The sequence below is a fragment of the Stenotrophomonas sp. 220_Sma genome, from assembly GCF_056487375.1.
This window is the reverse complement of the sequence record NZ_CM151348.1, coordinates 4,542,916-4,555,091: the sequence shown is the minus strand read 5'-3', so window position 1 is coordinate 4,555,091 and position 12,176 is coordinate 4,542,916. Positions and strand designations below refer to the sequence as shown.

Below are 12,176 nucleotides of genomic sequence, written 5' to 3'. Positions count from 1 at the left end.
TCGGCCGATGCTCCACGACCAACCGCACGCCCCGGTATGGACCCGGCGGCTGCCAGCGCGGCGGCAACGCGCTACCCTTGCCGCCCCCGATCTGGTCCCGCCCATGTCCGTCGACAACAACCAACGCGATCTCGAAGCCGGCATCCACACCGATCTGCAGGGGCGGCTGACCTATGGCGGCTACCTGCGGCTGGACCAGCTGCTCAGCGCGCAGCAGCCGTTGTCCAACCCGCCGCACCATGACGAGATGCTCTTCATCATCCAGCACCAGACCTCGGAGCTGTGGCTGAAGCTGCTTGGCCACGAACTGCGTGCCGCAATCGGCTTCCTGCAGCGCGATGAAGTCTGGCAGTGCCGCAAGGTGCTGGCGCGCAGCAAGCAGGTGCTGCGCCAGCTGACCGAGCAGTGGTCGGTACTGGAAACGCTGACCCCGTCCGAGTACATGGGCTTCCGCGACGTGCTGGGCCCGTCCTCCGGCTTCCAGTCGCTGCAGTACCGCTACATCGAGTTTCTGCTGGGCAACAAGAACGCACAGATGCTGCAGGTGTTCGAGCACGATGCGGCCGGGCAGGCGCAGCTGCGCACCGTGCTGGAGGCGCCCAGCCTGTACGAGGAATTCCTGAAGTACCTGACCCGTTTCGGCCACGCCGTCCCGGCGGTGTACGAGGCCCACGACTGGACCCAGCCGCATGTGGCCGATGACGCACTGCAGCCGGTCTTCGAACGCATCTACCAGGACACCGACCGCTACTGGCGCGAGTATTCGCTGTGCGAGGACCTGGTGGACCTGGAGACCGCCTTCCAGCTGTGGCGATTCCGACACATGCGCACCGTGATGCGGGTGATCGGCTTCAAGCGCGGCACGGGCGGCTCGTCCGGCGTGGGCTTCCTGGCCAAGGCGCTGGAACTGACCTTCTTCCCTGAACTGTTCCAGGTGCGGACCAGCCTGCAGGCCGGGCCCCCGGCAGAACAGGGCTGATCCGTATTCAGCTTGAATCCCGGCCGGCGGCTGGATCGTTTCAGATGCAAGTTCAGGGAGCAGGCTGGCACCTGCCTCAAACGGCGTGTATTTGACGTGAACGCCAGAAGTCGGTGATCCTCGCGCGTTGCTCCAACTGCACATCGGACGTGCTCGTCATCCACCGAACCAGGAAATCCGCATGAGCGTAAACGCCACTGCGAACACCCCAGAGCCGGCGCTGCCGGACTTCAAGACCACGCTGGGCCACCCGCGCCCGTTGTGGATGCTGTTCATGACCGAGTTCTGGGAGCGCTTTGCGTTCTACGGCATCCGCTGGGCCTTGGTGCTGTACATCGTCGCCCAGTTCTACAACGGCAGCGCTGCCGGTGAAGGCGACGCCAGCCGCATCTACGGCGCCTACCTGGCCCTGGTGTATGCCGCAGCGATCTTCGGTGGCTACGTGGCCGACCGGGTACTGGGTTACCAGCGATCGATCCTGACCGGCGCGATCATCATGGCCGCCGGCCTGTTCATGATCTCGCTGCCGCAGGAGCACATCTTCAAGCTCGGCCTGGCCACGATCATCGTCGGCAACGGCCTGTTCAAGCCCAACATCTCGACCATGGTCGGCAAGCTGTACGGCCTGAAGGACGAGCGCCGCGATTCGGGCTTCACCATCTTCTACATGGGCATCAACATCGGCGCGATGATCGCCCCGGTGCTGACCGAGTACCTGGCCCGCAAGGTCTTCGGTACCGACGCGATGCCGTCCTACAAGGTCGTGTTCATCGCCTCGGGCGTGGGCATGCTGATCTCGCTGGTGTGGTTCTACATCGGTCGCGCCGGCCTGAAGGGCATCGGTGCACCGCCGGCCGGCGCTGAAGGCTTCGGCCGCATCATCATGGTGCTGGCCGGTGCCGTGGTCGCCATCCCGGTCGCCTACTTCCTGCTGGCCACCGGCGCCACCGCACTGGCCTGGATCCTGGGCGCGATGTTCACCGCGCTGGCCATCCTGCTGCTGGTCGAGGGCATCCGCGAAGGCAAGGTGCAGCGCGACCGCGTGATCGCGATGCTGATCATCTTCGCCTTCAATGTGATGTTCTGGATGTTCTTCGAACAGGCCGGCAGCTCGTTCACCTTCCTGGCCGAGAACATCGTCAACCGCCAGTTCGGTGACTGGACGTTCCCGACCGCGTGGTTCCAGTCGGTCAACTCGGTGGCCATCATCACCCTGGCGCCGATCATCGCCTGGATCTGGGTGGCCATGGGCCGCGCCAACCCGTCCATTCCGCGCAAGTTCGGCCTGGGCCTGCTGTTCAACGGCGCCGCCTTCGCCCTGCTGATGTACGCGCTGTCGCAGATGGTCGTGGACGGCAAGATCCCGTTCTGGACCCTGTTCATGGTCTACGTCATCCAGTCGGTGGGTGAGCTGTGCCTGTCGCCGATCGGCCTGTCGATGGTGACCAAGCTGGCCCCGGTGCGCCTGGTCGGCTTCGGCATGGGTGGCTGGTTCCTGTCCACCGGCATCGGCAACAACCTGTCGGGCATCTTCGCTGGCGTGGTCAGTGGTGAAGGCGGCATGACGGTCGAGTCGGCCCTGAAGGGGTATACCTTCGGGTTCTGGGCCCTGATCGGCTCCGGCGTGGTGCTGTTCCTGGTGGCCCCGCTGATCAACAAGCTGATGCACGGCGTCAAATGATGATGAGAGGGTAGTAGGCATGCGCAGCAAGCTCGGTGGTGCAGTGGTGGTGGTCTGTGTGGCGCTGATCGGCGCCTGTTCCCAACCGCAACCGCCTGCCGCCGCCGAGCCTACGCAGCCTCTGGATACCCGACCCACCGAGCCACCGGTCGCTGACCCCAGCGAACCGGTGGCCTCGGGCAACACCCCGGTGGCGGCGGACATCGCCGCCATCGCAGGGCTCGGCGCGCAGTTCGACCCGGCCCGCAACCCCGCCGACGATCTGGCCACCGCCAAGGTGGAAGCCCAGCGCGGCAAGAAGCGCATCCTGCTCGAGGTCGGCAACGCCGCCTGTGAGCGCTGCCGGGCGCTGGACGAGCTGGTGGAAGGCAACGGCGATCTGCGCCGCTTCCGCGATGCCCACTACGTGTGGGTGAAGGTCAACGCCAGCGACGAACAGCCCAACACCGCCTTCTTCGCCCAGTTCCCGGAGATGGAGCGCGACTACCCGCACCTGCTGGTGCTCAATGCCGATGGCAGCCTGCTGGTGTCGCAGGCGACCGGCGAACTGCGCAAGGGCGACGCCTTCCAGCCGGCACGGGTGACCGCCTTCCTCAAGCAGTGGGCACCTGACAAACCGGAATAGGGTAGTGCCGGCCGCTGGCCGGCAGCTTCGGTGGATGCCGACCGCTGACCGCCACCCCCGGTGGGTGCCGACCGTTGGTCGGCACTGAGGCACATCCACGCGTGACGTGGGTCGATTGCGCGCGCCGTCACACTCTCCGAATCGGCATCTCAACTTCACCGTACGTACGCCGTTACCGGCAAGGACCTCAGTCGACATCCCGTCGATGCAACCTTCCGGAACGCCCATGCACAGCGACCACGCCGAACGACTGCCCGAACCTGCCAGCGACCTGGCCGAGGCTGGGGCAGGCGAGGGCGTGACCCTGCCGCCGCAGGAGGCGTTGCTGGATGACGCCGGTACCGGCGAGGACACCGTTGAACTGGCACCGCCGCGTCACCGCCTGCCGCAGATCGCGCTGCCCGACAACGTGGTGCTGAAGGGGGCGGTGCAGAAACTGGTCGAGCAGAAATCACGGCTCGATGCATTGGCCGCCGACGGCCAGCTGGCCGGGCTGCTGCCGCCGGAATGGCAGGGCCAAGGCGTGCGTGCGATCGAACTGTCCACGTTCATCCAGGGCGTGCTGCCGTTCCTGCAGCCGGGCGAACGCGGCGAAACCGCGTCGGCGCGCCTGCCGGTGCGCCACGTGCTGGGTGACGACAGCCGCTGGGGCCTGGAGGACGTCTCTGAACCAAAGTCGCTGGCCTGGTACCTGGCCAGCGACGAGCGCGCCACCGCCGGCAGCAAGGACGTGGCCGAGGCCTATCTGGTGGGTGCATTGGGGCTGGCGTGGATGCAGGAAGGGCGCAGCCGTCCTGGCTTCCTGCGCGCGATGGGCCAGGACAGCCTGGCCGCGCGGGTGACCATGCTCGGCTATCCACCGGCCAACGAACTGGCGCTGTACAGCGTCACCGCGCACGGCCAGCCGCAGATCTGGTGCGTGCATGGCCGTCGCCGCATGCGCCCACTGGTGGCGCCGTGGCTGAGCGTGCCGCTGCTGACCGCCTATGGCGTGCCGGCGCCGGTTGCGTGGCCGTCCAGTTTCCCGCCGGTGGAGGCGGTGGCCGAACTGCTGGCGACCGCACGCCAGGGGCGTGCGCTGCCGGAGGTGGACCTGGGCAAGGTCGTGGCGAAAATCGCCGAAGACACCGCGTCTGACGCCTGGCAGCCGGTCAGCCTGCTGCAGCTCAACACCTGGTCACCGCGCTGGCACTTCTTCCTGGGCACCTTCGTCGGCCTGCCGTCGCTGCTGCTGGTGGCTGCCGCGCTGGCGCTGCCGGGCGCGGTTGAAGCGGCCACGGTTGCCGCATCGCTGGGCTTCGCCGGCGGTGCCATCGCTGCGCTGGCGGTGCCGTGGATCCATGCGCGGCGCAAGCATCTGAGCTGAAGCATGAGCGCCATCCACGCGCGGCGTGGATCTACAGGGGGCCGGGTGCCGCGGTCTGCAGCTTTTGCCGGGCCCGCTCCATGGCGGTCTGCAGTCTTTGCTTGAGGACCTCACGAGAGGGCAGCGTGGTCAGGTATTCCGCAACATGGATGCCTGAGCGATCCAGCTCCAGCAATTCGATCTGACCCGCCTTTTTCCCCGTGCAGAGGATGATGCCCAACGGCGCCTGCTCGCCGTCCTCACGTTCGTAGCGGTCCAGCCAGCGCAGGTAGAGTTCCATCTGCCCTTTATAGGCGGGCCTGAACTCGCCGATCTTCAGCTCGATAGCGATCAGCCTGCGCAGACGCCGGTTGTAGAACAGCAGGTCCAGGTGGAAGTCATCGCCGTCGATCTGGATGCGCTTCTGGCGGGCGACGAAACTGAAGCCCGTGCCAAGTTCGAGCAGGAAGCCCTGCATCTCGCGAAGGATCGCGCTTTCAAGGTCCTGCTCGTCCCAGCTGTCCTTCAGGCCAAGAAAATCCAGGACGTAGGGATCACGCAGTACCAGCCCTGGAGACAGCTGCTGGTTGCCACGCAGTGCCGCCAACTCATCGGCGATGGTCTGCTCGGGTTGACTGGAAAGCGCCGTGCGCTCGTACAACATCGAATCGATGCGCTGGCGCAGCATGCGCACACTCCAGCCCTCGGTGGCGGCCATCTGCGCATAGAAGTCACGCTTGAGCGGATCCGCCAGGGGGATCAGTGCGATGAAGTGGGTCCAGCTCAATTGTCGTATCAGCGATACGACAATCTGCTCGTCCGCAAATGCGGTGGAGAACTGCACCATCCGGCGCAGGCTCTTTTCACCGAAGGAGGTACCGAATTCGGTCGTCAGCGCCTTGGCTATCCGGGTGAAGACAAGCTCTCCGTAGCGGGCCCGTCGGCCCCTCAACTGATCAGCGTGGATGCGCCGCCCGATCCGCCAGTACAACAGCGTGAGCTCGCTGTTGATGGTTCTGTGCATCCTGTTGCGCGCCGCGCAGATCAGCTCTCTGAGATCGGCCAGCAATTCCTGGCCATGCGGCAGCGTTGAATGCGAGTCATCCATGAGGGGGCCCGTCCGATGTGGATCCGTGGCCGGGCTGATACCCGTTGAACGTTTACCGTCAGGCCGCACACGTGAGCAGTCCAATAGGAGAATTCACTGGATCAGCCCGTTTCGATACACCAGCCTGGCGGAAACGGGCCGTATCGGGCCAATGCGGAAATGTCGCCGGGCGAGGGCGACACTTCAGGACGGGATCTGCGGGGGGGTAATGCGTCCGATGGCATCGTTTGCGGTCGGTCCGCAGTCCGCCAAAGAGCGGGTCCCGTCAGATCAAAGGGGGCGGACGACAATCGCCCAGCCACTGTTCCGCTGCCGGTCGGGGTCGGAACCCGCGATCTGGGGGGCCAAAACGACTTAATCCCCTCCGTCCCCTTTTTTCTTTCAGACCCCTTCGCCCATCCGCTCCAGGCCTTCGCCGGCCAGGCGGAGGATCAGTTTTTCCAGCACCTGCTCTTCCTCCTCGCTCAGCACCGACATCAGTTTGCGGGTGATCTCGATCACCATCGGCGCGATGGTCTCGTAGACCTCGAAGCCGGCCGCCGACAGCGCCAGCACCGAGCGGCGGCGGTCGTCGCCGTGGGTCTCGCGCTTGATGAAGCCGCGCTCCAGCAGGCGGGCCACGGCGCGGCTGACCGCCACCTTGTCCATTGCCGTGCGGTCGGAGACCTCGCTGGCCGAGGAGCCCGGGTACAGCGCCAGGATGGTGATCACCCGCCACTCGGGAATCGCCAGACCGTAACGATCGCCGTATAGCTTGGCGATGTTGCCGCTGACCCGGTTGGACAGCACGCTCAGCCGGTACGGCAGGAACTGTTCCAGGTCGAGCAGGACGTGCGAGGAACGCAGGCGGGTCGAAACGGGATCGGCGGGGCTCATGTTGCGGTGCACCTTGCTGGTGGTTTCAAGTGTAACTATAAGGGGTAGGTCCAGACCCTGCATTCTCGCCGGGTCCCTACCTGCCCGCACCTGGTTTGTACCGATGCGGTACCGATTCGGAGCCACGCCATGAATACCGCAGTCCCGACCGCCTCGCACCCCAACCCCGGCATGCAGGTCACCACCTTCGAGAACCCGATGGGCATCGACGGCTTCGAGTTCGTCGAATTCGCCGCCCCGGCCGGCCGTGGCCAGGAGCTGCACGAGTACTTCCGGAAGATGGGATTCAGCGCGGTGCTCAAGCACAAGCAGCGTCCGATTACCGTCTATCGCCAGGGCGACGTCAACTTCCTGGTCAATGAAGACCCGGATTCGTTCGCTTCGGACTTCGCCGAAAAGCACGGCCCGTGCGCCTGCGGCTTCGCCATCCGCTTCAAGAAGCCGGGCCAGGAGGTCTACCAGACCGCGCTGGGCAACGGCGCCGAAGCCATCGCCTTCAAGCCGGACAGCAAGGCGGTCAGCGCGCCGGTCATCAAGGGCATCGGCGACTGCATGCTGTACCTGGTCGACCGCTACGGCAGCGCCGGCAGCATCTTCGACGGCGACTACGAGCCGATCGCCGGTGCCGACCTGCATCCGTTCGGCTTCGGCCTGACCTTCATCGACCACCTGACCCACAACCTGTACTTCGGCAACATGCAGCAGTGGTCGGACTACTACGAGCGCCTGTTCAACTTCCGCGAGATCCGCTACTTCGACATCAAGGGCCTGAAGACCGGCCTGGTGTCCAAGGCGATGACCGCGCCGGACGGCATCGTGCGCATTCCGCTGAATGAATCGTCCGACCCGAAGAGCCAGATCAACGAGTACCTGGACGCGTACAAGGGCGAAGGCATCCAACACATCGCCTGCTTCACCGAGAACATCTACGAGACCGTCGAAGCGATGCGTGCGCAGGGCGTGGACTTCCTCGACACGCCGGAGACCTACTTCGACGTGATCGACCAGCGCGTGCCGAACCACGGTGAAGACGTGGCGCGCCTGGCCAAGAACAAGATCCTGATCGATGCCGATCCGGAAACCCACCAGCGCAAGCTGCTGCAGATCTTCACCCAGAACTGCATCGGCCCGATCTTCTTCGAGATCATCCAGCGCAAGGGCAACGAAGGCTTCGGCGAAGGCAACTTCACCGCGCTGTTCGAAAGCATCGAGCGCGACCAGATCCGCCGCGGCGTGTTGTAAGGTCTGCAGGCAATGTCGGCCTCCCGCCGACATTGCCTGTCCGAATGGTAGTGCCGGCCGCTGGCCGGCAATCTCTGGAGTTTCCATGTCCACCGCCATCACCGCCCGCGGCTACCAGTCCGGTTTCGGCAACGAATTCGCCACCGAGGCCGTCGCCGGCGCGCTGCCGGTCGGGCAGAACTCGCCACAGAAGGTGGCCCACGGCCTGTACGCCGAACAGTTGACCGGCACCGCCTTCACCGCGCCGCGTGGCAGCAATCGCCGCAGTTGGCTGTACCGGATCCGCCCGGCGGTGACCCATGGCGAGTTCACCCCGTTCGCGCAGTCGCGGTTGCAGTGTGATTTCGGCGCACAGCCGGCCTCGCCGAACCAGCTGCGCTGGAGCCCGCTGCCGCTGCCGGAACTGCCGACCGACTTTGTCGAAGGCCTGTACACGATGGGTGGCAACGGCTCGCCCGACGCGCATGCCGGCGTGGGCATCCACCTCTATGCCGCCAACCGCGACATGGTCGGCCGCTACTTCTACGATGCCGATGGCGAGCTGCTGATCGTGCCGCAGCTGGGCGGCCTACGCCTGCTGACCGAGCTGGGCGTGATCGAGATCGAGCCCCAGCAGATCGCGGTGATCCCGCGCGGCGTGCGCTTCCGCGTCGAACTGCCCGATGGCCCGAGCCGCGGCTATATCTGCGAAAACTACGGTGCGCTGCTGAAACTGCCGGACCTCGGTCCGATCGGGTCCAACGGCCTGGCCAACCCGCGCGACTTCGAAACCCCGCACGCGGCGTTCGAGGATGTCGATGGTGATTTCGAACTGATCGCCAAGTTCGAGGGCCGCCTGTGGCGTGCGCCGATCGACCATTCGCCGCTGGACGTGGTGGCCTGGCATGGCAATTACGCGCCGTACCGCTACGACCTGCGCCGCTTCAACACCATCGGTTCGATCAGCTACGACCACCCGGATCCGTCGATCTTCCTGGTGCTGCATTCGCCCAGCGACACGCCCGGCACCAGCAACATGGACTTCGCGATCTTCCCGCCACGCTGGCTGGTGGCGCAGAACACGTTCCGTCCGCCGTGGTTCCATCGCAACATCGCCAGCGAGTTCATGGGCCTGGTGCATGGCGCCTACGATGCCAAGGCCGAAGGCTTCGTGCCGGGTGGCGCATCGCTGCACAACTGCATGAGCGGCCACGGCCCGGACGCGCCGACCTTCGACAAGGCCTCCAATGCGGACCTGTCCAAGGCCGATGTGATCAAGGACACGATGGCTTTCATGTTCGAGACCCGCGCAGTGATCCGCCCGACAGCACAGGCGCTGGCCGCCGGCCATCGCCAGGGCGATTACCAGCAGTGCTGGAACGGCCTGCGCAACAACTTCCGCTGATCCGGAAAAGGGGACGGAGGGGATTAAGTCGCAAACAGCACACCTGTGTTCGAAACGACTTAATCCCCTCCGTCCCCTTTTTCTTCAGGCGGCCTCGACGAACGCGTCGCAATGCTCCAGCGGCAGGGCTTCCAACAGGCGCTGGCGTACGCGCTGGCAATAGCCGTCCGAGGTCAGCCCGGGCAGCAACTGCATGGCCGACTGCAGCCGCTGCAGCACCTCGTCTTCCGCACGCGCCTGCTGCAGGTCGCGGAACAGTGCTGCCGCCTGCGGGTGGCGCTGCATCTCCAGGATGCCCAGCACATAGATGCGCGCGGCCACCAGCGAGCGGCGGCGTTCGACCGCGGGTGCAGCAAGTGCTGCAGGTGCGGCTGCCGGCGGTGTGGGCACCGGCGCTACCGCGGTTGCGGGCGACGGTGCTGGGACGCCAGTGCTCAGGTACCCCGCCTGCACAAGCTGGATGACCATCGCAGGTGCGTCCTGGCCGAGCAGGCCGGTCAGGTCGGCAATGGTGCGCTGGCCGTCGCACAGGATCAGCAACCGGCGCTGGCGCATGTCCAGCGGCGCGCGGTGGGCCTGCAGCGCGGTACGGGCGAGATCGGTCTTGCGCGGTTGCATGGAAGGGACAGCCAAGTCGGTGCACGCCGAGCCTGAACGAGGGCGATGAAACCGCGATGACAATGCAGCGCCTGCACACAGGATGGGCTAGCGTGCAGCCACCTTCGTGCCAGGGAACCGCACCGATGAAGCACCTTCCGCTTGCTGGTCTGTTGCTCCTTTCGCTCACCGCCTGCGGCGGCCAGGACAAACAGGGGGCGGCCGGCAGCGGCAGCGATACCCCGGCCGAAACCGCCTCGGCGACGGGGCCCGCGCAGTCGACGGATCCTGATCTGGCAGCCCGTCCAGCCAATGACCGCCGCGAGGACAGTCCCGCGCACCTGGAGGGCTTCGCCGGCGCGAAGCTGGGTGCCGGCATCGCTGAGGTCCGCAGTGGCTTCGGCGCGCCGTTGCAGGGGCTGGGCACCGATGCCAGTGGCAAACCGCTGCAGGTCGACGACAGCAACGATGGCTGCTATTTCCTGCGACCGCAGAATGCCGAAGATCCGCGCCTGATGATCGAAGGCCGCAAGCTGGTGCGCTACGACGTGCGCAGCGCCGCCATCATCGCACCGGGCGGCGGTAAGGTCGGCATGACCCTGGGCGAGTTGCAGGTGCTGTATCCCGAGCGCGGTGATGTCGGCCCCGACAAGTACGACGAGAAGGCCCAGCACCTGCGCGTGCGGCCGGCGCAGGAGGGCGGCGCAGTGATCGACTTTGCGCTCGGCGCGGACGGCCGGGTCGGCGCGTGGCGGGTCGGGCAGACCCCGCAGGTCGATTATGTGGAAGGTTGTGGCTGATCCTTGATCCACGGCCCAGCCATGCGCGCGGGGCCAGCGTAGAATCGCGCCACGACCGCTGGGGGAGTGCTCGATGATCGCCATTGCCATTGCCTGGTTCCTGCTCGGCCTGCTGTTGCTGGCGCTGGGCGGGGACTCCATCGTCAAGGCCGTGTCCGGCCTGGCCCAGCGCTTCGGGGCCAGTCCGTTCACGGCTGGCCTGTTGCTGCTCGGCGTGACCACTTCGCTGCCGGAACTGGCGGTCAACGCGCGCGCGCTGGCGGTCGGTCAACCGGAGCTGGCGCTGGGCAACGCGGTGGGCAGCAGCATCGTCAACCTGGGCCTGACCCTGGCCGTGGCGGCCATGGCTGCGCCACTGCTGCTGCGCGCGCGCCTGCAGACGGTGCTGTGGTGGTCGCTGCTGGCGGCCGGCGTGCTGCTGATCCTGTTCGGTCTTGATGGTGGCCTGGCACGCTGGGAGGGCGGCGTGCTGCTGGCCGGCTTCATCGTGGTGCAGGCGCTGCTGCTGCGCCGCGGTCGCGTCGAGAGCGCGGAGGTGCAGGCGGCCATCGCCGAGTCCGCACTGAGCCGCACCAGCCTGCCGTTGAATGTACTGCGGGTGCTGATCGCCGCGCTGGCCCTGTACTGGGGCGCACGCCTGGTGGTGGGGGCCGCAGCGGACTTCGGTACTGCACTGGGTTGGACGCCGCTACTGGTCGGTCTGCTGCCGGTCGCGATCGGTACCGCGTTGCCGGAGGTGGCAACCGCGATTGCTGCCGCACGCCGTGGTCATGGCGACATGGTGCTGGGCCACGTGCTGGGTTCCAGCGTGGTCAACCTGTTGCTGGTGATTGGTGCGATGGCGGTACTGCAGCCGCTGGCGCTGCCGGCCTCGTTCGTGCGCCTGGAATTGCCGGCGCTGCTGGCCTTCGCACTGGTGCTGTACCCCATGCTGCGCGGCGACCTGAAGATCAGCCGCGGCGAAGGCGCGATCCTGCTGGTCGCGTTCGCGGGCTGGTTCGTGCTGGAGCTGCTGCTGGTGGGTGCCCCGGCGTTGTAGATCCAGGCCATGCGTGGATGCGGTTGGTTCCGTGCCGACCAAGGTCGGCACCCACCGGTCCACCCACCGATGATGCGGTAGCTGCCAACCTTGGTTGGCACTCAGGGAAACAAAGCGCCGACCAAGGTCGGCCTCTACCGGGCATTGCGGTCGGTAGATCCACGCCATGCGTGGATGTGGTTGGTTCCGTGCTGATCAACGGTCGGCACCCACCGGTCCACCCACCGATGATGCGGTAGCTGCCAACCTTGGTTGGCACTCAGGGAAACAAAGCGCCGACCAAGGTCGGCCTCTACCGGGCATTGCAGTCGGTAGATCCACGCCATGCGTGGATGTGGTTGGTTCCGTGCCGACCAACGGTCGGCACCCACCACCGATCACCCGGTGGGTGCCAACCTTGGTTGGCACTCAGGGAAACAAAGCGCCGACCAAGGTCGGCCTCTACCGGGCATTGCAGTCGGTAGATCCACGCCATGCGTGGATGTGGTTGGTTCCGTGCC

The 12,176-nt window shown here is 66.0% G+C and carries 11 protein-coding genes; 8 read left to right on the top strand and 3 right to left on the bottom strand.

From position 1 onward, the window contains the following. Positions 1-103 precede the first annotated feature (103 nt). From ACZLIB_RS21235 to ACZLIB_RS21220, 4 genes are all read left to right on the top strand, one after another. Positions 104-979 (top strand): tryptophan 2,3-dioxygenase, encoded by an 876-nt coding sequence (locus ACZLIB_RS21235; protein WP_478464626.1) that lies wholly within the window; start codon positions 104-106, stop codon positions 977-979. 181 nt (positions 980-1,160) lie between these two features. Beyond that, the gene (locus ACZLIB_RS21230) at positions 1,161-2,660 is read left to right on the top strand and encodes a peptide MFS transporter (protein WP_329894197.1); all 1,500 of its coding nucleotides are present in this window, start codon (positions 1,161-1,163) and stop codon (positions 2,658-2,660) included. Between the two features lie 19 nt (positions 2,661-2,679). Beyond that, a complete protein-coding gene (locus tag ACZLIB_RS21225) occupies positions 2,680-3,285 on the top strand; it encodes a thioredoxin family protein (protein WP_478468645.1) in 606 nt (201 codons plus the stop codon). A gap of 226 nt (positions 3,286-3,511) precedes the next feature. Then, positions 3,512-4,651: a hypothetical protein gene (locus ACZLIB_RS21220; protein WP_478468643.1), complete on the top strand. Its 1,140-nt coding sequence runs from the start codon at positions 3,512-3,514 to the stop codon at positions 4,649-4,651. A gap of 31 nt (positions 4,652-4,682) precedes the next feature. On the opposite strand, the gene ACZLIB_RS21215 is transcribed toward ACZLIB_RS21220, so the two are convergent. Together ACZLIB_RS21215 and ACZLIB_RS21210 are read right to left on the bottom strand one after the other, a co-directional pair. Then, entirely contained in the window at positions 4,683-5,738 is a 1,056-nt protein-coding gene (locus ACZLIB_RS21215; RefSeq protein ID WP_197615567.1) for a PDDEXK nuclease domain-containing protein, read from the bottom strand. A gap of 381 nt (positions 5,739-6,119) precedes the next feature. Next, the gene (locus ACZLIB_RS21210; protein ID WP_005411341.1) at positions 6,120-6,677 is read right to left on the bottom strand and encodes a MarR family winged helix-turn-helix transcriptional regulator; all 558 of its coding nucleotides are present in this window, start codon (positions 6,675-6,677) and stop codon (positions 6,120-6,122) included. A gap of 66 nt (positions 6,678-6,743) precedes the next feature. Here ACZLIB_RS21210 and hppD point away from each other — a divergent pair, with 66 nt between their 5' ends. Next, positions 6,744-7,856: a 4-hydroxyphenylpyruvate dioxygenase gene (gene hppD, locus ACZLIB_RS21205; protein WP_204305880.1), complete on the top strand. Its 1,113-nt coding sequence runs from the start codon at positions 6,744-6,746 to the stop codon at positions 7,854-7,856. Between the two features lie 85 nt (positions 7,857-7,941). Beyond that, the gene (gene hmgA, locus ACZLIB_RS21200) at positions 7,942-9,240 is read left to right on the top strand and encodes a homogentisate 1,2-dioxygenase (protein ID WP_368849969.1); all 1,299 of its coding nucleotides are present in this window, start codon (positions 7,942-7,944) and stop codon (positions 9,238-9,240) included. Positions 9,241-9,324: 84 nt separating this feature from the next. Here the strand turns inward: hmgA and ACZLIB_RS21195 are convergent, their stop codons facing one another. Beyond that, the gene (locus tag ACZLIB_RS21195) at positions 9,325-9,858 is read right to left on the bottom strand and encodes a hypothetical protein (protein ID WP_478468641.1); all 534 of its coding nucleotides are present in this window, start codon (positions 9,856-9,858) and stop codon (positions 9,325-9,327) included. A 125-nt stretch (positions 9,859-9,983) separates the two neighbouring features. On the opposite strand from ACZLIB_RS21195, the gene ACZLIB_RS21190 reads away from it, so the two are divergent. Next, entirely contained in the window at positions 9,984-10,637 is a 654-nt protein-coding gene (locus ACZLIB_RS21190) for a hypothetical protein (RefSeq protein WP_478468640.1), read from the top strand. A gap of 73 nt (positions 10,638-10,710) precedes the next feature. Beyond that, the gene (locus ACZLIB_RS21185; protein ID WP_478468638.1) at positions 10,711-11,676 is read left to right on the top strand and encodes a sodium:calcium antiporter; all 966 of its coding nucleotides are present in this window, start codon (positions 10,711-10,713) and stop codon (positions 11,674-11,676) included. Positions 11,677-12,176: the final 500 nt, after the last annotated feature.